This window comes from Streptomyces flavochromogenes (assembly GCF_000717595.1).
In the GTDB taxonomy this organism is placed as follows: Bacteria; Actinomycetota; Actinomycetes; order Streptomycetales; family Streptomycetaceae; genus Streptomyces; species Streptomyces flavochromogenes.
The window spans coordinates 44,185-67,290 of the sequence record NZ_JNZO01000029.1 but is presented as its reverse complement, the minus strand read 5'-3'; the positions used below and the strand labels follow the sequence as shown (position 1 = coordinate 67,290).

At 72.7% G+C, this 23,106-nt stretch carries 22 protein-coding genes and 1 pseudogene; 14 read left to right on the top strand and 9 right to left on the bottom strand.

From position 1 onward, the window contains the following. Window positions 1-70: 70 nt before the first annotated feature. From IF00_RS0131765 to IF00_RS0131740, 6 genes are all read right to left on the bottom strand, one after another. Entirely contained in the window at window positions 71-346 is a 276-nt protein-coding gene (locus IF00_RS0131765; RefSeq protein WP_030324043.1) for a chaplin, read from the bottom strand. A 347-nt stretch (window positions 347-693) separates the two neighbouring features. Then, window positions 694-1,170 carry a hypothetical protein gene (locus tag IF00_RS0131760; RefSeq protein WP_245234688.1) on the bottom strand — a complete coding sequence of 159 codons (477 nt, stop codon included), beginning with the start codon at window positions 1,168-1,170 and terminating at the stop codon, window positions 694-696. Window positions 1,171-1,324: 154 nt separating this feature from the next. Beyond that, entirely contained in the window at window positions 1,325-1,918 is a 594-nt protein-coding gene (locus IF00_RS42905) for an LPXTG cell wall anchor domain-containing protein (RefSeq protein ID WP_030324039.1), read from the bottom strand. A 255-nt stretch (window positions 1,919-2,173) separates the two neighbouring features. Further along, window positions 2,174-2,455: a hypothetical protein gene (locus IF00_RS0131750; protein ID WP_030324038.1), complete on the bottom strand. Its 282-nt coding sequence runs from the start codon at window positions 2,453-2,455 to the stop codon at window positions 2,174-2,176. A gap of 238 nt (window positions 2,456-2,693) precedes the next feature. Beyond that, on the bottom strand, window positions 2,694-3,569 hold the full coding sequence (locus IF00_RS0131745; protein WP_051820711.1) for a hypothetical protein: 876 nt from the start codon (window positions 3,567-3,569) through the stop codon (window positions 2,694-2,696). 277 nt (window positions 3,570-3,846) lie between these two features. Then, window positions 3,847-4,086, bottom strand: a complete 240-nt coding sequence (locus IF00_RS0131740) for a chaplin (RefSeq protein ID WP_030324034.1) — start codon at window positions 4,084-4,086, stop codon at window positions 3,847-3,849. A gap of 403 nt (window positions 4,087-4,489) precedes the next feature. On the opposite strand from IF00_RS0131740, the gene IF00_RS0131735 reads away from it, so the two are divergent. From IF00_RS0131735 to IF00_RS0131695, 9 genes are read left to right on the top strand one after another with little or no spacing between them, the layout of a single operon-like run. Further along, window positions 4,490-5,524 carry a DUF3344 domain-containing protein gene (locus IF00_RS0131735; protein WP_388305819.1) on the top strand — a complete coding sequence of 345 codons (1,035 nt, stop codon included), beginning with the start codon at window positions 4,490-4,492 and terminating at the stop codon, window positions 5,522-5,524. A gap of 1 nt (window position 5,525) precedes the next feature. Then, the gene (locus tag IF00_RS0131730) at window positions 5,526-6,662 is read left to right on the top strand and encodes a glycosyltransferase (RefSeq protein ID WP_030324031.1); all 1,137 of its coding nucleotides are present in this window, start codon (window positions 5,526-5,528) and stop codon (window positions 6,660-6,662) included. Continuing rightward, window positions 6,659-8,107, top strand: coding sequence for an exopolysaccharide biosynthesis polyprenyl glycosylphosphotransferase (locus tag IF00_RS0131725; protein ID WP_030324029.1), 1,449 nt, complete (start codon window positions 6,659-6,661; stop codon window positions 8,105-8,107). The genes IF00_RS0131730 and IF00_RS0131725 overlap by 4 nt, the downstream gene beginning before the upstream one ends. Window positions 8,108-8,109: 2 nt before the next feature. Continuing rightward, a complete protein-coding gene (locus IF00_RS0131720; RefSeq protein WP_030324027.1) occupies window positions 8,110-9,423 on the top strand; it encodes an O-antigen ligase family protein in 1,314 nt (437 codons plus the stop codon). Then, on the top strand, window positions 9,416-11,422 hold the full coding sequence (locus tag IF00_RS0131715) for a lipid II flippase MurJ (protein WP_245234687.1): 2,007 nt from the start codon (window positions 9,416-9,418) through the stop codon (window positions 11,420-11,422). The genes IF00_RS0131720 and IF00_RS0131715 overlap by 8 nt, the downstream gene beginning before the upstream one ends. Then, window positions 11,319-12,122, top strand: coding sequence for a polysaccharide deacetylase family protein (locus tag IF00_RS0131710; RefSeq protein WP_051820710.1), 804 nt, complete (start codon window positions 11,319-11,321; stop codon window positions 12,120-12,122). Before IF00_RS0131715 ends, IF00_RS0131710 begins: the two co-directional genes overlap by 104 nt. Next, window positions 12,119-13,252, top strand: a complete 1,134-nt coding sequence (locus IF00_RS0131705) for a glycosyltransferase (protein WP_030324021.1) — start codon at window positions 12,119-12,121, stop codon at window positions 13,250-13,252. Before IF00_RS0131710 ends, IF00_RS0131705 begins: the two co-directional genes overlap by 4 nt. Before the next feature lie 13 nt (window positions 13,253-13,265). Further along, on the top strand, window positions 13,266-13,949 hold the full coding sequence (locus IF00_RS0131700) for a YveK family protein (RefSeq protein WP_030324019.1): 684 nt from the start codon (window positions 13,266-13,268) through the stop codon (window positions 13,947-13,949). After that, window positions 13,946-15,106: a GNAT family N-acetyltransferase gene (locus IF00_RS0131695; protein ID WP_030324018.1), complete on the top strand. Its 1,161-nt coding sequence runs from the start codon at window positions 13,946-13,948 to the stop codon at window positions 15,104-15,106. The genes IF00_RS0131700 and IF00_RS0131695 overlap by 4 nt, the downstream gene beginning before the upstream one ends. Window positions 15,107-15,646: 540 nt before the next feature. Here IF00_RS0131695 and IF00_RS47210 read toward each other — a convergent pair. Beyond that, a pseudogene (locus tag IF00_RS47210) lies at window positions 15,647-16,798 on the bottom strand (glycoside hydrolase family 26 protein); the annotation flags it as partial. Between the two features lie 156 nt (window positions 16,799-16,954). Between IF00_RS47210 and IF00_RS0131685 the strand changes: the two are divergent. Beyond that, entirely contained in the window at window positions 16,955-18,298 is a 1,344-nt protein-coding gene (locus IF00_RS0131685; protein ID WP_030324016.1) for a carboxylate--amine ligase, read from the top strand. Between the two features lie 26 nt (window positions 18,299-18,324). Next, window positions 18,325-19,581: an FAD-dependent oxidoreductase gene (locus tag IF00_RS0131680; protein WP_030324014.1), complete on the top strand. Its 1,257-nt coding sequence runs from the start codon at window positions 18,325-18,327 to the stop codon at window positions 19,579-19,581. 70 nt (window positions 19,582-19,651) lie between these two features. Here IF00_RS0131680 and IF00_RS0131675 read toward each other — a convergent pair whose 3' ends face one another. After that, window positions 19,652-19,885, bottom strand: a complete 234-nt coding sequence (locus IF00_RS0131675; protein ID WP_030324012.1) for a chaplin — start codon at window positions 19,883-19,885, stop codon at window positions 19,652-19,654. 168 nt (window positions 19,886-20,053) lie between these two features. Continuing rightward, entirely contained in the window at window positions 20,054-20,467 is a 414-nt protein-coding gene (locus tag IF00_RS0131670) for a rodlin (RefSeq protein ID WP_030324010.1), read from the bottom strand. 218 nt (window positions 20,468-20,685) lie between these two features. On the opposite strand from IF00_RS0131670, the gene IF00_RS0131665 reads away from it, so the two are divergent. The 3 genes from IF00_RS0131665 to IF00_RS0131655 all read left to right on the top strand — a co-directional run bounded on the left by IF00_RS0131665 (window position 20,686) and on the right by IF00_RS0131655 (window position 23,056). Next, the gene (locus tag IF00_RS0131665) at window positions 20,686-21,096 is read left to right on the top strand and encodes a rodlin (RefSeq protein WP_030324009.1); all 411 of its coding nucleotides are present in this window, start codon (window positions 20,686-20,688) and stop codon (window positions 21,094-21,096) included. Between the two features lie 417 nt (window positions 21,097-21,513). Then, the gene (locus tag IF00_RS0131660) at window positions 21,514-22,554 is read left to right on the top strand and encodes an LCP family protein (protein WP_030324006.1); all 1,041 of its coding nucleotides are present in this window, start codon (window positions 21,514-21,516) and stop codon (window positions 22,552-22,554) included. 94 nt (window positions 22,555-22,648) lie between these two features. Continuing rightward, window positions 22,649-23,056: a rodlin gene (locus IF00_RS0131655; RefSeq protein ID WP_030324004.1), complete on the top strand. Its 408-nt coding sequence runs from the start codon at window positions 22,649-22,651 to the stop codon at window positions 23,054-23,056. The last annotated feature ends 50 nt before the right edge of the window (window positions 23,057-23,106 follow it).

The following is a 23,106-nucleotide window of genomic DNA, read 5'->3' as shown; positions in this document are numbered from 1 at the left end:
GCCCCGCGACCCCGTACACACGTGTCCCCCCGACCCGGCCGGATCGGGGGGACACGGTCGTTACGGGCGATCAGCCGCCGTAGCCGCCGTCACCGTTGTCGTGGCCGTCGGCGTTGATGCAGGTGTTGCCGAACGCCGGGTTCAGCAGACCGATGACGTTGACGGTGTTGCCGCAGAGGTTGACCGGGACGTGGACCGGGACCTGGACGACGTTGCCGGAGGCGACACCGGGCGAGTGGGCGGCGACGGCCTCGGCGCCCGAGTCGGCGACGGCCAGGCCGGCTCCGCTGAGGGCAACGGCACCCGTGCCGGCGAGAACAGCGGCAGCCTTCGCGATGCGAGACATCAAGAACTCCTTGGACGTGGAAAGCGACCGCAGGAATCACGGCCGTCATTCCCGTTCAACGTCGCACCACCGACCGGGTCACGGCCTTTGGGCCGAAAGGGACGAAGGAAAACCGAAAAATGGCCCGCAGGCCGAAACCGTCCGCCGCCGGATACGGCGGGACGGCCTCGGTCCGCGGGCCGTGGCCATGCGACAAGCCTCCTCTTGCAACGAACGAAAGCCCTTCCGGTGGCGGGGAAGAATCGTGTCTTCACCCGCCGGGCCGCCGATCGCACAAAAGAACGAGGAAAGGCACGGGCCCAGGGGAACGGTCTTCTGCCCGCCCTGTCCCGACGGGGCTCGCCGCGTCAGCGCGCCTCGGGCGCCAGGCCGAGCTGGGAGTCCAGCGCACCGCTCACCATCGGAGGCAGCAGGCCGACCCGGGGCTTCGCGAGGTCCGGAAGGCCGGCGAGACCGTTGCCCTCGGGGGCGACCACCGGGTTGCCGACGACGGCGCCGGGGGTGGCCGCCGCCATCTCCGAGTGCGGGGTGGCGAAGAGCGCACGGCCGGGCTCGCTGTCCTTCAGGACCTCAGGCAGCGGGGCGTCCACCACCGTCGCGGGGAGGGTGCCGGTGAGCGGCACGCTGGGCAGAGCGACGTCGGGCAGCGAGCCGAGGCCCTTCTGGAAACCGGTGGGTGCGCCGGGCATCGGGACGGGTACGCCGGTGGCCACCGTGGGGGCGTCCATCGGGAGCACCGGCTCGAGCCCCTGGAGGGGGACGATCACCGGTGCCTCGACGGCCGAGGCCGGGGCGGCCAGGGCGGCGGAGGCGAATGCGGTCATGAGGAGTCCCATGCCGGCGTGAGAGCGCAGAGTCATGTTCTGACAACGAGACCTTCGGGGGAACGTCTCCGGAACTCCCCCATGTGCAGCAACGGGCGAGGCCCTCACCGGTGAAGGTGAGGGCCTCGGTTGACGCTGGGCCGGTCGTACGGCGTCAGTGGCGGCGGGCGATCCGGCCACCGCGGAGGTACACGACGGCGCCGCCGACGATCAGTGCGGCACTGATCGCGGCCGCGCCCATGAGCGCGGTCTCGTCGCTGCCCGTGTCGGGAAGCTCGGGCGGGGTGGTGGGAGGCGTGGTCGGCGGGTGCGTCGGCTCCTCGCAACCGGGCTCCGGCTCCTCACCGGGCGGGGGCTCCTCACACTCACCCGGGTGGGTCGGCGGACGCGTCGTGGGGTGCGTCGTGGGAGGCGTCGTCGGCGGGTGGGTCGGCGGGTGCGTGGGTTCACCCGGATGAGTCGGCTCGCCGGGGTGCGTAGGTTCACCCGGCTCGTCGCCGTAGCCGCCGGGACCCTCCGCCTGGTCGCAGAGGTCACCGACGGCCGCGGCGACGTAGCCGCCGAGTTCCATGCTCTTTCCGCAGACGTCCGCAGGCAGCGGGGCCTGGACGTGACCGGCGTTGCCGGGGCCCGGACCGTCGCCGGTACCGGCGTGGGAGTTCGCGGCCAGGGCGAATCCGCCGCTCAGCGACAGGATGCCGGTCGCTGCCGCCGCGGTGAGTACTTTCCTGCTGATGATGGACCGCATACCGCTCTTCCTCTGGAGAAAGGGAGAGGCCGGCGAGGATCCCCCCTCGCTCCGACCGGCCTGATCCACGCCGACGTTCGCGTGGGACTGGCCAGAGGGTATGGGTCGGCGAACCCCGTGCAACGGGGGCCACACGGCAGCTGATCAGAAAATCATTCGATCAGCCGACCGTGGGAGAGGGTGGCGTCGAGGCCACCGCAAGTACCCGGAAGGGCAGGGCTACTGAGCCGACGTCAGTCGGGTGACGGACCGGCGTCAGCCGCCGACCGGCAGGCCACCACCGACCGGCAGGCCGCCGAGCAGCGAGCCCCCCTTGGTGGTCTCGTTCAGCTGGGTCGCGGTGTCGGTGACGGTCTTGACCGGGGAGCCGTCCGTGGTGCTGCTCAGGACGTCCGACTTCAGCCCATTGGCGGCGATCGCTTCGAGGCCACCGTTCAGGCTGGTGGGGGTCAGCGCCTCCGTGGCCATGGCGGGTGCGGCAGCGCCGAGGGCCATCAGCGAACCGGCGACAACCGCGGCGACCTTGGTGGGCTTCATGGGATGAGTCCTTCCTCTATACCTTCAAGTCACTTACTGCACAGGCTTCTTGGCCGAATCCCGCGCACTTTGTTCTGCTTCTGTAACGAACGGCGTGCCGCACGGAAACTCCGGAAGGAAGGATTTCTCGACACTGCACCCGATCGATGCGGACCGGTGCTATTTGCCGATCGCGCACCGCCGCACACGCCTGTGCCGGCCCGGCGGGACGCCGGGCCGGTACAGGGGCTACGGGTGACTACCGGACCGGCAGCGGGGCCGCGACCGGCAGCTCGGGCACGTCGACCGGCGGGTCGACGGGCAGCTCCGGCGGGTCCACCGGCAGCTCGGGCGCGGTGACGGGGAGCGTGGGCAGCGCGGGCAGTCCGGCCAGGTCGGGAGCGGGCAGGCCGCTGCCGAGGACCGTGGCGACGGCCAGGTTGACCAGCGAGGTCAGGGTCGCCGTGACCTGCGGCACGACGCCGCCGGCGTCGCCGGAGGTGACCGCGGCGAGCAGGGCGGCGACCGCCTTCTCGACCGTGGCGAGGGCGTCGCCGACGACGTCCGCCGGGGCGGCCGCCTTCCCGGCCCAAGCGGCCTTCGCGTCGGCCGCGACGGGCAGGGTCACGGGCGGCTTGACCGGCAGGGCCGGGGCTTCCACGGGTGGCGTCGCCGGCAGCTCGACGGGGGTCTCCACGGCCGGCGGCGTGACGGGGAGCTCGGCCGCCGGCGGCGTGACAGGAAGGTCCGCCGACGGTGGCGTGACCGGGAGATCGGCCGAGGGCGGCGTGACGGGCGTGGCCGGCAGCGGGGCGGGCGCCGTGGCCTTGGCCTCCTCGACGGCTGCCGCGATCTTGGCCTTGAGGGCCTCGGCGTCGGCGGCGGGGAGCTGACCGGAGTCGGCCTTGAGCGCGGCCGTGACGAGTTCGGTCACGGGGGTGGTCACCGAGCCGAGGTCTCCGAGCGCCTCGGCCTGGGTCAGCAGGGCGGCGGCGTCGGGGAGAGGTGCGCGGGCGGCCCGTTCGGCCGCGGTGGACGGATGGTGTTCGTCGGCGAAGGCGGGTCCCGCCGTGCCGAGGGTGATGACGGCGGATATCGCCAGGGCGGTGATGCGGCGTGTAGCCAGGGGACGCATATGTGTTCCTTTTCCTTATGCGTCGGACAACTTCCCTCTCACCGTGCCTGCGGGTATAGCGCTCCGCAACCGCAGAACTACTGAGCGCCACGCCTCCGTTCGAGTGAATCCACCCCTCGAACATGCCCCCCGAAGGGGCGTACGCCGTTGCACCGACCGGCGCACGACGGTGCCGACGAACGAGTACCACCCCCATGACGACAAGGAGAAAGCCGGTGTGCCCACCCCGTCGGGAGTGGGCACACCGGCTTCGGAAGGACTGATCAGGCGTGCCGGATCAGGCGTTGACGCAGGTGTTGCCGAAGGTCGGGTTCAGCGCGCCGATGACGCTGACCGTGTTGCCGCAGAGGTTGACCGGGATGTGCACCGGGACCTGGACGACGTTGCCGGAGCCGACACCGGGGGACTTCACGGCCGCGCCCTCGGCGCCGGCGTCGGCGGTGGCGGCACCGGCGGCACCGGCGACCGCGGCAGCGGCACCCACGGTCAGGACAACGGCCTTGGCGATACGGGACATGGGGAAGTGCTCCTCGATCGAAATTCAACGTGGACTGCGCGGACTGTTCGGCCCGGCTCTCTCAACAACGCCCCGGCTTTTCATCGGTTGCTCTCCCGAACGGGTGACGTTCAACCGATCTTTGGGCCATAGGAGGGCCATTGGAGGGAGTGGGCGTGGAATGGCGCAACACGCTCAACGAGGAACCTGCCCCGTGGATACGGGAGTTAGCGTTTCCAGGCATCTAATGCTTACTATCGCCCCGCGTCGGGGTTATAACGTTCCCGAACGTTGCTTCCGGGCCCGCCGCGCGTTCACCCATTTCGTGCGGACGACACCTTCCCCCCTCCCGGCCTTCACGGGTCTTCCCTTCCTTCTCTCATCTAAGCGGAGAACCTGTATGCGGAATTCAGCGGTTCTTGCTGTGCGTCGCAGCGTGTTGTGCGCCCTGTCGTGTGCGGCGCTGTCGGCCGCGCTGCCGGTCGCCTCCGCCTCAGCCCCCCAGCCCCGGGAGGCGAGCCGCGTCCCGTTCGCCGCGCGCTACCAGTCCGTGCAGCACGGTGGGGTCGTGCGCGCGGCCAACTCCTCGGCGAAGGGCGCGAAGGGCACCGAGTCGGTCAACGACGACGCCACGATCGCCTACGTCGACGTGGACAGCGACCCCAACACGTACAACTCCAGCCGTGCGGAACTCGCCGTCCCCGCGGGCGCCCGGATCAGCTGGGCCCGTCTCTACTGGGGCGGCAACCTGCGGGTGGGCGAGCAGAAGCCGCCCAGGGACAACGGCCGGGTGCTGATCGCCGAGCCCGGCGGCGCGTACAAGGCGCTGCTCGCGGACACTCTGATCGGCCACCGGACGGCCGACGGCGCCGATGCGTTCCAGGCCTCCGCCGATGTCACCGAGCTGGTCCGTTCCTCCCGTTCGGGGCAGTGGACGGTCGCTCAGGTCAACGTCGCCATGGGCCGGTCGGCGGTCGGCGGCTGGGGTGGCTGGACGCTCGTCGCCGCGTACGAGAAGGCCTCGGAACCACTCCGCAGGATCGGCGTCTGGGACGGATTCGAAACGGTCGGACCGCGCTCCGGCGAGCTTCGCGTACCGCTCGACGCAAACCGTTACGGCAAGGCCACGAACGGCACTCTCGGAGTGATCGCCTATGACGGTGACCGGGGTACTTCCGGTGATTACCTGGCGGTGGAAACGAGCCGCTCGAAGAGCATCCGGCTCTCCGATTCCGCCAATTCCGCGGACGACGTGATGAACTCCAGCATCACCGAATTCGGCACCGGTCGCACGGTCCGCTCACCCGATGGTACGAAAACTCTCGGGTACGACTCCGACGTCTTCGACCTGCGGGGGGCACTGCGCGATGGGGCCGACCGTGTCCACGTCCGGTCGGGGAGCCGGAAGGACACCGTCTGGCTCGGTGCGCTCTTCTTCCAGGCGGACGTCCGGCGCTGACGTGCTGCCTCCACGAGACACGGACCCCGGGTCCGTCACCGTCCTGCACGCGGTCCAGCCCGGCGACGGCGGGGTCGCCCGTGTCGTCATCGACCTCGTCCGCGCCCAACTCGCCGCTGGTCTGCGGGTCGCGGTCGCCTGCCCACCCGACACCGCCCTCGCCGCCGCCGTACGTGCCGAGGGGGCCGACACCCATGTCTGGCGGGCCGGCCGGAACCCAGGGCCCGAGCTCGTCCGCGAGACCCGAGGCCTCGCCCGGGTGATCCGTGCCGTCCGCCCCGGACTCGTCCACGCGCACAGCGCGAAGGCCGGGCTGTGCGCCCGACTCGTCCTGCGCGGACGGATTCCGACGGTGTACCAGCCGCACGCCTGGTCCTTCGAGGCGGTCGAGGGAACGACCGCCTCGCTGGCCCGCCGCTGGGAGCGCTTCGGCGCCCGCTGGACCGACCGGATCCTCTGCGTCAGCGAGGCCGAGCGGCGTACCGGCGAGGCCGCCGGGGTCACGGCCGACTGGTCCGTCGTCCACAACGGTGTGGACGTGGCCCGGTTCGCGACCGACGGACCGCCCGGCAACCCCGCGCCCACCCTCGTCTGCGTGGGCCGGCTCTGCCGCCAGAAGGGGCAGGACGTGCTGCTCGCCGCCTGGCCCGCCGTTCTCGCGGAGGTGCCGACGGCCCGTCTCGTCCTGGTCGGCGACGGCCCCGACGGCGACCGGCTGCGCGCCGCCGCCGGCCCCTCGGTGCGGTTCACCGGAGCCGTCGACGACACCGTCCCCTGGTACCGGGCCGCCGACGTGGTCGTCCTGCCGTCCCGCTGGGAGGGCATGGCGCTCGCGCCCCTGGAGGCCATGGCCGCCGGCCGGCCGGTCGTCGTCAGCGATGTCGACGGGGCCCGCGAGAGCCTGCCACCCGCCCATGAACCCCTGTGCCTGGTCCCGCCCGAGGACCCGGCCTCGCTCGCCACCGCTCTCGGCCGCCTCCTCGGCAGGCAAGAGCTCCGGCACCGCCTGGGCCGCGAGGCCCACGAGCACGTACTCAGCAGATTCGATGTCCGGCGCACCGGCGCGGCCGTCGCGGACGTCTACCGCGAACTGGCCGGAGTGCGAGGCACCGAGCACAGAGAGCCGATTGCGCAGTGACCACCGAAAGCACCAGCGTCCCTCCCTCACCGGGCCCGTGGCCCACGGCGGGCCAGGCCTACGGCCTCGCCTCCCTCGCACCGAGCCGCCGCAGGACCGACCGGCTCGCCCTCCCGTACCGCCCCGCGCGGCCGCGGTCCGGCGTGCTGCCGCTCGTCGCGGTCGACTGCCTGGCCGTTCTGTCCGCCGCCACGCTGCTGAGCGCGGCGCACCACGACGCCCGGCTGCTACTGCCGGTCGTGGCGCTCGTCCTCGCCCTCGACGGGCACGCGGGGCTCCACCGCCCTGCCCCGCACACCCGGGCCCTCGACGAACTGCCGGCGCTCGCCTCCCGTGCCGGCGTCGCCTGGTGTCTGGCGGCGGCAGGAGTGGCCGCGTACTCCCCGACCCTGGCGATCGGACCGCTGCGGCTCTGCGCCGCGTACGCCGCACACGTCGGCGTCGTGATCCTGGTCCGGGCGCTGCTGCTCAGCCGGCGGCGTCTGATCGCCCGCGCCCATCCCCGGTCGGCGCTGGTCGTCGGCGGGGCGGGGGCCGCGCGCCGGTTCGCCTCCGCGGCCGCCCAGCATCCCGAGTACGGGGTACGGGCGGTGGGCATCGTCGGCGTGCCCGAGCAGGGTGGCGCGCCCCGGTCGGCCGGCGAGTCCGGTCTTCCGGTGCTCACCACGACCGAGGAGATCCACCGGGCCGTCATCCAGAACACCGTGCGCGACGCGGTGTTCCTCCACGACGACCCGGCGCTCGTGACCCTCTTCCAGCACTACGGCTGCACGACCTGGCGGGTCGGCGGACGGCACCAGGACGGTCCGATGGGCGCGCACATGTGGGGGTACGCCTGGCAGCGCATCGTGCCGCCGGTCGAGCGGCGCCGTCTGCCCGCCAAGCGCGCCCTCGACATCGTGCTCGCCGCGCCCGCGCTGGCCCTCGCGCTGCCGGTGCTGCTGCTCTGCGCGCTCGCCGTGCGTCTCGCGGACGGTCCCGGGGTGCTGTTCCGGCAGGAGCGGGTGGGCCAGCACGGGCGGCACTTCACGCTGCTCAAGTTCCGTACGCTCCGCCCATCCGACGACACCGAGTCGGCGACCCGCTGGAACGTGGCGGGCGACCGGCGGATGAGCGCGGCCGGGAGCTTCCTGCGGAAGAGCTCGCTCGACGAGCTGCCGCAGCTGTGGAACGTGCTGCGCGGTGACATGAGCCTGGTCGGGCCGCGGCCCGAACGCCCTTACTTCGTCACCCAGTTCAGCAAGATCCACGCCGGTTACGCGGCCCGGCACCGGATGCCCGTGGGGCTGACCGGTCTGGCGCAGGTGCACGGGCTGCGCGGCGACACCTCGATCGAGGACCGCTGCCGCTTCGACAACCACTACATCGACCACTGGTCGCTCTGGCAGGACGTCTGCATCCTGCTGCGTACGGCGGCCGGCCTCGTCCGACCCACAGGGAGCTGAGGATGGCCACGGCCGTGACGGTGCCGGCGCTCGCCCCGGACGACGTACGGGACTGGGCGCGCAGGGCCGGGGCGCTCTCCCCGGTCCTCGCCGTGATCGCCCTGCTGGTCGTCCCGGGCGGCGGCGGCGCGCAGGGCGGCACCGGCGGTACGGGGACGGTCGCCGACGCGGCCTCCGGGCTGCTCGTCCTGATCTGTCTCGTCCGGGTGCTGCGCGGCGGCGCCCGGCCGCTGACCCGGACGGCGGCCGTCGTCCTCGGCCTGCCGGTCCTCGGGATCTGTCTCGCGGCGATCACCTCGAACGACCCGGCGGCCAGCCTGCCGGGCGTCGCCCGGTACGTGCAGATCTTCGTGCTCGTCCCGGCCGCCGTGCTTCTGATGATCCGTGACCGGCGGGACTTCGCCGTGGTCGCCTGGGGTCTTGTCGGGCTCGCGCTGCTCCAGGGCGCGGTCGGCGTCGCCCAGTACCTGACCGGCACCGGCGCCTCGTACATGGGTGAGGACATCCGGGCCGTCGGCACCTTCGGGCCGACCGATGTGATGGGCATGGCGACCGTCGTGTCGTACGGGCTCGTCGTCGTCACCGGGATCGCCCTCGGCAGCGGGCCGGGCCGGACCCGGACGGCCGCGCTGGTCTGCGCCGGACTGCTCTTCCTGCCGCTCGTGCTGTCGTTCAGCCGGGGGGCGTGGATCGCGACCGTGCTCGCCTGCGGGATCCAGCTGCTGCTCTCGGGGCCCCGGCGGGCCGCGCGCGTGGCCCTCGCCGCCGGCGCGCTCGGGGTGGTCCTGGTCGGCGGCCTCGGCATCGGCTCTGCGATGGTGAAGGAGCGGGTCGCCAGCATCACCCAGGTGACGGCCGCGCCGGACCAGTCGGTGACGGACCGGTACACGATGTGGGCGGCGGCCGGGCGGATGTGGGCATCAGAGCCCGTCACCGGCGTCGGCCTCAAGGGCTTCCCGCAGTACCGCGACTCGAACGCCTCCCTCGCCCTGTCCTCCGGCAGCGACACGGCCGGCGCGGGCGCCGCCTTCGCGCGTCAGCCGCTGCTGTCCCCGCACAACATGTACCTGCTGGTCCTCAGCGAGCAGGGCCTGTTCGGCCTGCTCGCCCTCACGGGCAGCTGGGTGGCGCTGCTCGTCGGCGCGCTGCGGCGCCGCCGCCTCGGCGCCGACTGCGCGCTCGTCGCGACGGGCCTGCTCGGCTGGCAGCTCATCGACTTCTTCTACGCGGACATCGGCGGCCCCTCGACGGTCCTGATGTCGGTCGTGCTGGGCCTCGCGGCCTGGTGGGCCCTCGCGGAGGTCCGGCGTGCGTGACCCGTGGGCCGGGCAACCGGAGCCCACGGACACCCCGCGGGCCGGTGAACCGCGCCCCACGGGCCCACCGCCCTGCGGCATCCCGCTGACCGACCCCTGGCCGACCGCGCCTCCGGGCCCCACGGACTCCCCGTGGCCCCCGGAGGCCGTCGTGCTGCCGGGGACGGGTCCGAGCGCGGGTACGGGAGCCGTGCCGCCGCCCGTGCCCCGTACCGCCCCCCTCCGTACGGCCGCCCCCCGCACCGCCCCGTCCCGCGCCGTCCCCTCCCGCGCCCCTTCCCCCCGGCCCTCCGGCCGCCGTGCCCACGCGCGGGGCCGAAAGGCCAGGACCGGCGCGCCCGAGGGCCGGGGGTTCCTCGCGAAGGCCACCGCCGTGACCGCCGGGCTCACCGCGGTCGGGGCGCTGCTCGGGCTCGTACGGGACCAGATCCTGGCCGGGTACTTCGGGGCCGGCGCCGAGACGGACGCGTTCCTGGTGGCGTGGACGGTGCCGGAGTTCGCCTCGACGCTGCTCATCGAGGACGCGATGGCGCTGATCCTGGTGCCCGCCTTCTCCCGCGCCCTGGCCCGCCGTTCCGGCCGGCTGTCCGGCGACCCCGTGCGCGCCCTCGTGCGCGGCACCCTCCCCCGGCTCACCCTCGCCGTCGGTGTCATCGCCGCGATCCTGATCGCCGCCGCCCCGCTGATCGTCGGGGCGCTCGCGCCCGGACTGCCCGACCCCGGGCTCGCGATCGACTGCACGCGGCTGACCGGGACCTGCGTCCTGACCTTCGCCCTGGTCGGCTACTGCTCGGCGGCGCTCCGCGCGCACGGCTCGTTCCTGCCACCGGCCACCATCTACGTGGCCTACAACGCCGGCATCATCGGCACCATCCTGCTGCTCCGCGATCCGTGGGGCGTGCGCTCGGCCGCCGCCGGGGTCGCCGTCGGCGGAATCCTGATGGTCCTCGTCCAGGCCCCCTCGCTCATCCGGGAGCTGCGCGCCCGCCCCGTCCCCCTGGGGGAGCCCGAGACGCTCACGCCGCCCTCCACCGGTGAGGGCCGCATCCTGGTCCTCGGTCTGATCGCGCCCGTCGTCGCGTTCTCGCTGTCCCGCCAGTCCCAGACGCTGATCGAACGCTTCCTCGCCTCGCCGCTGCCCGCCGGCGCCATCTCGCATCTGAACTACGCGCAGAAGGTGGCGCAGATGCCCATGATCCTCTCCCTGATGCTGTGCACGGTCAGCTTCCCCGTGGTCGCCCGCGCCCTCGCGGCGGGCGAGACGGAGGCGGCCCGCCGTCGCGTCGAGCGGGACCTGCTGCTCGCCGCCGTCGTCGTCCTCGTCGGCGCCTCGACGGTGATCGCGTCCGCGCCCCGGATCGTCGAGCTCCTCTTCGAGCGCGGCGAGTTCACCCGTGGCGACACCGTCGCGACCGCCGCCGTCATGCGGGTCTACGCCCTCGGGCTGCTCGGCCAGACGATGGTGGGCGCCCTGGTCCGCTGCTACTTCTCCGCCGCGCGCCCGCTCTGGTACCCGGCCGCCGCGATGGCCGCCGGGCTCGTCACCACCGCCGCCGCCGGAGTCCCCGGCGCCCACTACTGGGGCGCCGTCGGCATCGCCGCCGCCAACGCCCTCGGCATCACCCTGACCGCGGTCCTGCTGCTGCGCGGAGCGCACCGGCAGGCCGTACCGGTCCACGTCGAACGGCTCGGCGAGGGTCTGCTCCGGCTCGCCACCGCGGGCGCGTGGGCCACCGGCGCCGGCTGGCTGTGCCAGCTCGCGATCGGCCCCGCAGCCCTCGCCGTCGCGGTGGCGGGACTGGTCGTGACCGGCGTCTTCCTGATCTTCATCGCCTGCGCCGCCAAGGCGCCCGAGATTCCGCCCCTGCCCCGCTCCGCCTCCCGGAGGACCCCCCATGCCCGCCGCCACCGCGCTGAGCCGTCTGCTGCCGAAGCCGCCCCTGTGGATGAAGCCTCCCCCGTGGGTGGCGATGTACCACTCGATCACGGACACCGCTGACGATCCGTACCGGGTGACCGTCTCCCCCGTGCGCTTCGCACGGCAGCTGCACTGGCTGGGCGACCGGGGACTGCGCGGGGTGTCGGTCCGGGAACTGCTCGCCGCCACCGCGGAGGGGCGCGCCAAAGGGCTCGTGGGCCTGACCTTCGACGACGGTTACGCGGACTTCTTCGACTCGGCGCTGCCGCTGCTCCGCCGGCACGGCTTCACGGCGACGGTGTACGTCCTGCCGGGGCGGCTCGGCGGCGAGAACACCTGGGACACGGAGGGTCCGCGCAAGCGGCTGCTCACCGAGGACGGCATCCGGCGGATCGCCGAGGCCGGCATGGAGGTCGGCTCGCACGGGCTCACGCACGTCTCGCTCACCGAGGCCGACGACACGGAGCTCGCGGCACAGACCCGGCAGAGCCGCGAGCTCCTGGAGGAGATGACCGGCACCACCGTCGAGGGCTTCTGCTACCCGTACGGGAAGGTCGACCCGCGCGTGATCCACGCCGTGCGCAAGGCCGGCTACCGCTACGGCTGCGCGATCGACCCGGGCCCGCACACCGGCACGTACGCGCTGCCCCGGGTCCACATCGGCGAGGACGACACCTCGTGGCGGCTCACCGCCAAGCGCCTCCTGCACCCGCTGCGCCGCCGCCACCCGGCCGACCTGCTCCCCGCCCGGTACCGCCCCGCCGTGGTCGGTGCGTCATGAAGGTCCTGCACGTCATCACCGGGCTCGGCATCGGAGGCGCCGAGCAGCAGCTGCGGCTCCTGCTCCGCCATCTTCCGGTGCGGAGCGGCGTGGTCACGCTCACCAACCCCGGCGTGGTCGCCGCCGGCATCGAGTCCGACGGCACCCCCGTCACCCATCTGGGCATGGCCGGCAACCGTGACGTCGGCGCCCTCCCCCGCCTCGCCCGGATCGTCCGGCAGGGCCGCTACGACCTCGTCCACACCCACCTCTACCGGGCCTGCGTGTACGGCAGGCCCGCGGCCCGGCTCGCCGGCGTGCGGCGCGTCATCGCCACCGAACACTCCCTCGGCGAGACCCAGATCGAGGGGCGGCCGCTCTCGGCGGGCACCCGCGCGCTCTACCTCGCGTCCGAGCGGCTCGGCACCTCCACGGTCGCCGTCTCCCCCAGCGTCGCCCGCCGGCTCGCCGACTGGGGGGTGCCGCCGGACCGCATCCGGATCGTCCCCAACGGCATCGAGACCGGCCGCTTCGCCTTCGACGCCCGCGCCCGCCGCCTCGCCCGGGGAGTCCTCGGGCTCCCCGAGGACGCCTATGTCGTCGGCGGGGTGGGGCGGCTCACGCCAGGGAAGCGGTTCGAGCGGCTCGTCCGGGCCGTGGCCTCGATCCCGGACGTCCGGCTGCTCCTCGTCGGCGAGGGCGAACAGCGCGCGGAGCTCCTCCGGGTGGCCCGCGAGTGCGGGGCCGCCGACCGGGTCCTGCTCGCCGGCGCCTGCGAGGACCCGCCGAGCGCCGTCCGGCCCGGACCCTCGCTGCCCGAACTCCTCGCCGCCATGGACGTCTTCGTGTCCACCTCCCCCGACGAGACCTTCGGACTCGCCGTCGTCGAGGCCCTCGCCGCCGGACTCCCCGTGCTGTACGTGGCGTGCCCGGCCATCGACGACCTGACTCCTGAGGCGGCCCCGGGGGCCCGCCGGATCGGCGAGTCCGTACCCGAGCTGATCTCCGCGCTGCGCGGCATCCACGACGCCCGGCCGGCCAGGTTCCCGCTGCCGGCCGCCGCCCGTCGCTACGACATCGCGCACAGCGCACAGCAGTTGATGTCCCTCTACGACCAGGCCGTCCACGGCACCCCCTCCCCCGCGAAGTGAGAGAGCCCGTCCCATGAACACCAGCCCACGCCGCACCCACCTCCCCGCCGGCCTTCGCGCACCGGGCCGCTGGGCGGTCCTGCCCGCCGCCGTCCTCGCCGGAGCCGTCCTCGGCGGCGGTTACGGTGCCCTCAAGGCCCCGCAGTACGCGGCGACCAGCTACGTGATCGTCGTACCGGCCGAGAAGTCCGACCCCGCCGCCGCGCTCGGCTTCGCCCAGGCCTACGGGCGGGTCGCCACCGACATCGCGGTGACCGGCGACGCCCAGGTGTGGGCGGGGGTCACCGCCGACACCCTGCGCAGGAACGTGCAGGCCGCGACCTCCCCGGACGCGCCGATGATCTCGATCACCGCCACCGCCGATAAGCCCGCGAAGGCCGTGTCCATGGCCGACGGGGTGGCCCGCGCGCTCATCCTCAACAGCACCCACGTCGCGGGCAGCACCGGCGTGAAGGTCGTGCAGTTCTCCCGCGCGACCAAGCCGGTCGCGCCCGTCTCGCCCTCCGCGCCGCTCTCCGCGCTCGTCGGCGGCTGTGCGGGCGGGCTCCTCGGCGGCCTCGCCCTCCTGGTCCGGCCGAAGCGCGCCGCCGCGCGCGGCGAGGCCCGGCACTCCCGGCAGGCGTCCCCGTCCGGAGCCGTCTCCTCCGCCGCCGTGCCCGCGCCGGCCGCCGCCGCGCACCAGCCGGAGGCGGTGTGAGTCCGAGAGCGACGGGCGCCGCTGCGGCCCTGCGGACGGAGATCTGCCGTGACGAGGAGGGCTTCGGGCGGCTGGCGGCCGAGTGGACGGCGCTGTACGGGCGCTGTTCCTCCGCCACCCCCTTCCAGTCCCACGCCTGGCTGCACTCCTGGTGGCTCTCGTACGGCAGGCCCGGTGCGCTGCGGCTGGTGCTCGTACGACGGGAGGACGGCGAACTCGTCGCCGCCGCGGCCCTGATGCGCGCCCGGGGGCCGCTGCCCGTCCTCACCCAGCTCGGCGGCTCGATCACCGACTTCACGGACGTGCTCCTCGACGACGGCTGCCCCGAGGCGGCCCCCGCGCTGGCCGGGGCGCTCGCCCGGACCGCCCGGGGCGCGGTGATCGACCTGCGCGAGGTGCGGCCGGGGGCGGCGAGCGAACGGGTCCTCGTCCACTGGCGGGGTCCACGCCGGCGGATGCCCGACTCGCTGTGCCTCGAACTGCCCGCCGTACCCATGGAAGGGCTCCTCGCCCGCATCCCGTCCGGGAAGGCCCAGCGGGTCCGCGCCAAGCTGCGCAAGCTCGACGCCCTCGGCATCGACGCCCACGTGGTCACCGGGCCCGAGGTGCCCGCCGCCCTCGACCGGCTCCTGAGGCTCCATCAGCTCCAGTGGCAGGGGCGGGGCGTCACCGCCGAGCACACCAGCGAGCGGTTCGCCCAGCACCTCACCCGGGCCGTACGGCCGATGGTGGACCGCGGGGACGCGATGGTGACCGAGTTCCGGCTGGCCGGGGACGTGGTGGCCGCCGACCTGACCCTGATGTCGCCGCGGCTCGCCGGCGGCTATCTGTACGGCGCCGACCCGGCCCTGCGGGCCCGCAAGGTCGACGTCGCGACGATGCTGCTCCGGCACGGCGCCGGGGAGACGAGCACGGACGGCCGGGCCACGCTGAGCATGCTGCGGGGCACCGAGGCGTACAAGCACCACTGGCGGCCCGAGACCGTCGGCAACCAGCGGCTCATGCTGACCGGCCGGGGTACGGCCCCGCTGCTCTGGCTCCGCGCGGCCGCCGCCGACGCGCGCCGCTGGGCGGCCCGGCAGGCGCGGGAACGCGCCTGGGTGGGCCGTGCGCTCGGCCGGCTCCCGGGACGCACGCCGAACGACGGCGGCGGATGATCTCCGCCGCCGCCGCGGGGATCAGAAGGGCCAGACGCCCTTCAGCGCGTCCTTCCAGTCGAGGTCGACCTCGTCCTTCCAGGAGTCCTTCGGGACGCAGACCGGCCCACCGATCCAGCTCTCGACCCATGAACCGAGGTTCACGGTCCAGCAGCCGGGCTTGGGCTCGGGCTGCGGCTCGGGCTTGGGCTCGGGCTGCGGTTCCGGCTTGGGCTCAGGCTTCGGCTCAGGCTTCGGCTCAGGCTTCGGCTCCGGCTTCGGCTCCGGCTTCGGCTCCGGCTTGGGCTCAGGCTTCGGCTCAGGCTTCGGCTCCGGCTTGGGCTCAGGCTTCGGTTCCGGCTTGGGCTCAGGCTTCGGTTCCGGCTTGGGCTCAGGCTTCGGCTCCGGCTTGGGCTCAGGCTTCGGCTCCGGCTTGGGCTCAGGCTTCGGTTCCGGCTTGGGCTCAGGCTTCGGTTCCGGCTTGGGCTCCGGCTTGGGCTCAGGCTTCGGTTCCGGCTTCGGTTCCGGAACCGTCGGGTCCACCGGATCCACCGGGTCCGTGGGTTCCGTCGGGTCCGTCGGGTCCGTCGGCCACGTCGGGTCGGTCGGGTCCACCGGCTCCGTCGGGTCCACCGGCTCCGTGGGATCCGTCGGCTCCGTGGGATCCGTCGGCTCCGTGGGATCCGTCGGCTGGGTCGGGAGTTCCGGCTCGGTGCCGTACAGCATCTGCCGGAACGTCTGTGACGACCGCGGATTGTCGTCGCACTGCCAGACGCCGTGCGGACAGTAATCGGTGATCGTGTGATACAGCGGCTTGTGCTGCTTCATCCACTCCAGCATGCGCCGCATGTATTCGGGGTTGTCGCCGTTACGGAAGAGCCCCCATTCGGGATACGAGATCTGCTTTCCGTGCTCGGCGGCGAAATCGACCTGCTTCTGCAGTCCGTAGGGTTCGCTGACGTGCTGGTCGAAATTCGAGCCCGGGGGCTGGTCGTACGAATCCATCCCGATGATGTCGACGACGTCGTCGCCCGGGTAGCACTCGGTCCACGGAACGGCGTCGCGGCCGCGGCTCGGGTTGAAGTCGAAGCGGAACTCCTGGCCGGGAACGGAACGCATCGCGGTGACGATCCGGTTCCAGTACTTCTTCCACGCGGTCGGGTCGGGCGCACAGCGGTGGGTGTACGTCGTCCCGTTCATCTCCCAGCCGAGGTTGACGACCGTGTCGACCGCCCGCAGCCGGACGAGCCGCTCGGCGAGGACCGTGAAGTGGTGGTCGTAGTACCCGGCGGCACCGAGCTGGAGCTGGCGGCGGACCTCGGCGTCGGAGACGCCGGCCTCGTTGCGCTCCAGCATGGGGACGTTGAGGACGAACAGGCGGTCGGCCTTCTCGTTGCGCCAGTCCGCCCAGGCGTCGAGGAAGCCGGGCGGGCCCTCGATGTTCTTCCAGAGGTCGCCGGGGAGGTAGGTGTGGCCGACGCGGAGTTCCCGTCCGCCGAGCCACTGCTCCAGCTGCTCGATGCGGGCGACCCCGAGCGCGCCCGAGTCGAGGAAGGCTCCCATGGCGCTGGAGAGAGTCGGTCCGGGGTCTCTCGTCGTTACCGATGCGGAGGCGTGCGCGGGGGACGCGAGCACGACTGAGCCCGAGGCGAGGAGACCGGCGGTGAACACCCCCAGCCACACTCTCGATGGTCGCCGATGTGTAGCCGCCATGGCCGCTCCTTCGCGTCGTACGCGTTTTGATGCTCCGTCAATCCGATGCTCCGAAAGTATTCCTAATGAGCCGACCGTGAACTCCGCTTCCCCTGATCAGTAGTCCATTAGAGGATTTGATCGCCCAGTTGGGGCACCCGAGATGAAGGGCATGCCGTGCCGCGTCGTCAGAGTTTCGACACCCGCGTCCCCACCATCCTTGTGCGGCTCGACCGGAATCCCTTCCATCACGGCACGCTCGGCGCCGCGCGTTCCCTGGGCCGGGCGGGAATTCCGGTCCACGCGGTCATCGAATCGGGGACCAGCCCGGTCACCCGTTCCCGTTATCTCCGGTCGGCCCGGGCGAGCCCCGGGGAGACCTCCGACACCGAGCTGGCCGCGCTTCTCCACCGGTACGCGGACGAGATCGTGAACGGGACGAGCCCGGCACCCGACGATGCGTCAACTCCCCTCCTCGTCCTTCCCCTGGACGACGTGAGCGCCCTCGGCCTGGCGCGCCGCCGCGCCGAGCTGTCCCCGCGCTTCCTGCTGCCCGAGCAGACCGAGGAGCAGCTGCTGCGGGTCGCGGACAAGGCGGAGCTCGCCGAGACCTGTGCGTCCCTTGGCCTGCCCCACCCCCGTACCGAACTCCCCACCGGTGCCGACGAGGCCGCCGCGATGGCGTGGTCGCTCGGCCTGCCGGTGGTCGCCAAGTGGAGCCGTCCCTGGCTGCTTCCGGCCGGCGGCGGGCTGCGCAGCACCTCGATCGTGCGGTCCCTCGCGGAGGTGCGGGAGCTGTACGCCCGGGCCCCGGAGGCCGGCAGCCGGCTGCTGCTCCAGGAACTCCTCCCGGCGGGCCGTGACCTGGACTGGTTCTTCCACGGGTACGTGGACGCGAACGGCGGCTGCTCGACGGGGGCGACGGGGTGCAAGGAGCGGTCCTGGCCGGACGGGGCCGGGCTCACCGCCGTGGGCCGCTGGACGGCGAACCCGGCCGTGGAGCGCGCGGCCCGCGAGCTGTGCGGCGCGCTCGGCTTCCGGGGGGTGTGCGACCTGGACTTCCGGATGAACCGGGCGACGGGGGCGTACCACCTGCTCGACTTCAATCCCCGGCCCGGCGCGCAGTTCCGGCTCTTCGCCGACGCGAACGGTCTGGACGTGGTCCGGGCGCTCCATCTGGACCTCACCGGGCGTCCCGTACCCCCGCACTCCCCCGCGTACGGGCGCCGGTTCGTGGTCGAGAACTACGCGGCGCTGTCGCTCCTCACCTCCCCGCGGCGCCGCCCCGCGGACCGGGACGGTGCCGGGGTGGAGGGCATGTCGCGGCGGACCGAGTACGCCTGGTGCGCGGCGGACGACCCGGCACCGGCGCTCGCGATGGGCCTCGTCTGGCTCGGGCACCTGCTGCGCAGGGCGGTGGCGTCGGCGCGCCGGTTCCTCGGGTCCCGGCGGGCGGGTCCGGCGATCTCCCCGTCGGCGCCGCCGGCCCGCAGTTCCTCCCACCAGCTCACCCCACGATGAAGGCGGAAGGCACGATGTCGAAGTCGATGTACGACCTGGTGGTCGTCGGGGCGGGACCGTACGGTCTGTCCGTCGCCGCGCACGCGGCCGCCCACGGGTTGCGCCTGCGGACCTTCGGCCGCTCGATGGGGTCCTGGCACGCGATGCCCTCGGGCATGTTCCTGAAGTCGGAGCCCTGGGCCTCACATCTCTCCGACCCGGAGCGGGCGTACGGGCTCGACGCCTACGCCGCCACGCGGGGCGTGCGCGCCACGCACGGGGTTCCGCTGCCCGTGGGCTTCTTCGCCGCGTACGGCGACTGGTTCGCCCGGCGGGCGGTGCCGGCGCTCGACGAGCGTCTGATCGACTCGGTCGCGCCCTGCGCGGACGGGTTCGAGCTGCGTACCGAGGACGGCGAGGCGCTGCGGACCAGGACGGTGGCGCTGGCGGTCGGCGTCCTGCCGTTCAGGGAGATGCCGGGGCCGCTGCGGGGCCTGCCCCGGCGGTATGCGACCCACTCCAGCCACCACGGCGACCTGGACCGCTTCGCGGGCCGGGACGTGACCGTCGTCGGGGCCGGGCAGGCCGCCCTGGAGACGGCCGCACTCCTGGTCGAGGAGGGTGCCGCGACGGTGCGGATCCTCGCCCGCGCGGACCGGCTGAGCTGGAACACCCTGCCCCCGGCCCTCGACCGGGGCCTGTGGCCGAGCGTGTGCGCCCCGCACACGGGGCTCGGCTGCGGCTGGCGGAACAAGCTGTACGCGGACACGCCGGGGGTCTTCCGGCGGCTGCCGGCCGCGACCCGGGAGCGGCTCTTCGACTCGGCGCTCGGCCCGGCAGGGGCCTGGTGGCTGCGTGAGCGGTTCACGGCGGTCGCGGACGTACGCCTCGGGCAGCGGATCACCGCGGCGACCGTGACCGGGGACGAGCGGCTGCGGCTCGACGTGACCGGGCCGGAGGGGGCGACGGTCCTGGAGACCGACCATGTCGTCGCGGCCACCGGTTTCACACCGAGCCTGGACCGGGCGGGCATGCTCTCCCCGGAGCTGCGCGGCGCGTTGCGGACGGTCGGCGTGGGCGGCGCCCCCGAGGTCGGCGGTCTCTTCGAGTCCTCGTGGCCGGGCCTGTTCCTCGCGGGACTGCTCACCGCTCCTTCGTACGGTCCCTCGATGCGGTTCGTCCTCGGCGCCGAGTACACGGCGGGGCGTCTCGTGCGGGGTGTGCGGCAGCGGCTGCGCGCGGGTGCCCGGGGCGGAACGGTGGGCCGGCCGCGTACGGGCCGCAAGGCGCCCGTCTCGGCATGAGGGAGGGCCGGCCCCCGGGAGCGGGTGCGCTCCCGGGGGCCGGCCCCTGTGCCTGCGAGCCGCTCGGGGCTCAGAAGTTGGCGCAGGTGTTGAACGCGGCCGGGTTGAGCACACCGATGACGTTCACGCTGTTGCCGCAGACGTTGATCGGCGCGTGGATCGGGATCTGGACGACGTTGCCGGAGAGGACGCCCGGCGAGCCGATCGCGAGACCCTCGGCGCCCGCGTCGGCGAAGGCGGGGGTCGCCGCACCCATGGCCATGATGATTCCGGCGACGACGGCAGCAGCCTTCTTACAGTTCATTTTCGTCTGCATCCTTTCGGTGGCGGAACACTTTCACGCAACACAACGAACATGCCGCACAAAGGAAACCGCGAAAACGACGACTTTCGTTCTTTCACTCCATTGCGCGCACGACAGGGCCGGAGGGAACGCGATCGTTCCCTCCGGCCCTGTCCCGCGCGAGACGGATCAGCCGTTGTAGGCACCGTTCCCGGAGAGGACCGGGATGTCCTCCAGGATGTGCGACAGCGGCTCGTCACCCTTGGCCTGGGTGGAGTTCTCGGTGCACTGCTGGTTCTGCGGGTTGGACAGGACGTTGATGTCCTGGACCGCGACCGGGACGAGGACGCCGACGACCGAGCCGACGTTGCCCTTGACCGGGGCACCGAGGCAGAGCTTGTTCAGCGAGCCCTGGACGGCCGAGAACTGGGGGCTCATGTCGCCCGCGGTCTTGGAGTTGCCGAACGACTGGTGCGCGCCGTTGCCGCTGAGCGAGGTCGTGCCGCCGTCGTCGGCGATGGCGAGCGCCGGGGAGGCCGCCGCAGCAGAAGCGCCGACAACAGAGGCCGTAACAGCCGCAGCCGCCATAATCTTCTTGATCACGGTGATTCCGTTCCTGTTCCCACCAATCGACCTGATTGATGCGACGGGATCAACTGCGCGCGGGGGCTGAGGTTCCGGCGCTTCACCCGTTCGACTGGCCCTCCGTTTGGCGCTGCCGAGTGCGCTCCGCCAAGGGAGTGACACAGCGGAACCCCCGCGTCCGTGGCCAGTTGACCAGGTCGCTCCCTGCACGGAGCCGGTTCTAGAAGGGAACTCCCGTGATCAAGAAGGTTATGGCCACTGCGGCCGCAGCCGTCTCCATCGTCGGCGCCACCGCCGCCGTTGCCTCGCCCGCGCTCGCCATCGCCAACGACGGCGGCACCACGTCGCTCAGCGGCAACGGCGCCCACCAGGAGTACGGCAACTCCGCCACGTACGGCCACATGAGCCCCCAGTTCGCGCTGGTCCAGGGCTCCCTGAACAAGCCGTGCGTGGGTCTGCCGGCCAAGGTCAACGCCGGTTCGCTCCTCGGGGCCATCCCGATCGCGGTCCAGGACGTCAACGTCCTGTCCTCCCCGCAGAACCAGCAGTGCACCGAGAACTCCACCCAGGCCAAGGGTGACGAGGCGCTCTCGCACATCCTGGACGACATCCCGGTCCTGTCGGGCAACGGCGTCGGCAACAACTGACGTTCCGCCTTCGCGCGACGACGTTCACACGTCAGGGGCCGCCCTCCGGGGCGGCCCCTTCCGCGTCTGCTCCGTGCCGGCCCGGCCCGTCGCTACCAGGTCGGCCAGACCGGCGTGGCCATCAGGCGTTCCCATTCACGATCGGGCATCCCCGGTACCGTCCGGCCCGCCTGCACCCACTGGGTCACGAGTGAGGAATAGAGGGGGAATGGTGTGCGGTCGACTGGGGGCGGGTCGCTCACATATCGGCTCTTCGGAATGAAGGCCATCCGTTCCCATTTCCCGGGATCCGGCGCCATCTTCGCTCCTTCCGCTGCGATTCCCGCATCATTCCACAGGCGCCGCAGGAGAGTGATTCGTCCTGTTCATGTCGCGTCGTGTATCTGTGTGCGAGAGCGATCGAATTACCGTGCGGGCATGAAATTCCCACGAACACGGCGCCCCCGACGTCCGCTGCTCGTCCCGGCGGCGCTCGCCGCCCTCGCCGCCCTCGCTCCCGCCGCCTTCGCCGCCGTCCCCACCGGTCTCCCCGCCCCCGACAAGGGGCTGAACCTCCTGGTGGTCGGCATCGACAGCCGCAAGGGAGTCACCGAGGAGGAGAAGGAACGTTTCCGGCTCGGCGGGAAGGAGTGCGACTGCACGGACGTGATGATGCTCGTGCACGTCTCGGCCGAGAACGACCGGGTCGACGTGGTGAGCCTGCCCCGCGACTCGCTCACCTCCTTCCCCGACCAACACCGCGACCGGCGCACCGGAAAGCTGCACGCCGCCCACCAGGCCAAGATCAACGGAGCCTGGGCGGAAGGCGGTTCCTCCTTCGCCGTGGAGACCGTCGAGTCGATGACGGGACTGCCCGTCCACCGCTACCTGGAGATCGACTTCCGGCGCTTCATGGACACCGTGGACCGCGTCGACGGCGGGGTCCCCATCTGTACGGAGAAGGCCCTCAAGGACCCGGCCACCGGCATCGACCTGCAGCCCGGGACCAAACCGGTCGGCGGTGGCGAGGCCCTCCAGTACGTGCGGTCGCGGAAGGCCGACGGGCAGATGGACTTCGGCCGCATCCAGAAGCAGCAGAAGTTCGTGGTGAACACCCTGGAGCGGCTCCGCGAGGGCATCCTCGACGATCCCGGCCGGCTGCGGGACTTCGCGGAGACCCTCCGCGGGACGGGCGCCGCCGAACGAGGGATCTCCGCGACCGAGCTGCTCGCGCTCGCCGGGCGGCTGCGGGACCTGCCCCCGGACCGTACGGAGTTCGCCACCGTGCCCGTACGCGGCTTCAACCCGGACATCGCCGGTGTCGGGTCCACCCTCGCCTGGGACGAGGAGGGGGCGGCCGAGGTCTTCCTGCGGCTGCGCGAGGACCGGCCACTGCCGGCGGCCGACGAGGTCGCGCCCAGCCAGATCTCCGTCGGCACCTACCGGCCGACGCCTGGCGCTTCGCTCATCTGCCCGTAGTCCGTCCGGTGGACTTCGCGGAACCTCCGCACCGCTGACCAGTTGATCAGCACGGCTCGGCACTCAGCGGGCCACGATCCGAAAGGCCTGAACAATGAAGAAGCTGTTGGCTACGGCTGCTGTGGCCGCGTCGGTGCTCGGCGCGACGGCGGCGGGTGCCGGACAGGCGCTCGCCATCGCCGACGACGGCGGCACCACGTCGCTCAGCGGCAACGGCGCCCACCAGGAGTTCGGCAACTCGGCCACCCACGGCAACATGAGCCCGCAGTTCGCGCTCGTTCAGGGCTCCCTGAACAAGCCGTGCGTCGGCCTGCCGGCCAAGGTCAACGCCGGTTCGCTCATCGGCCTCATCCCGATCGCGGTCCAGGACGTCAACGTCCTGTCCTCCCCGCAGAACCAGCAGTGCACCGAGAACTCCACCCAGGCCAAGGGTGACGAGCCGCTGTCGCACATCCTCAGCGACATCCCCGTGCTGTCCGGCAACGGCGCCGGCAACAGCTGAGCGACGACGCCCGGCACGGTGCGGCCCCGCCGCCCCTCCTCGGAGGGGTC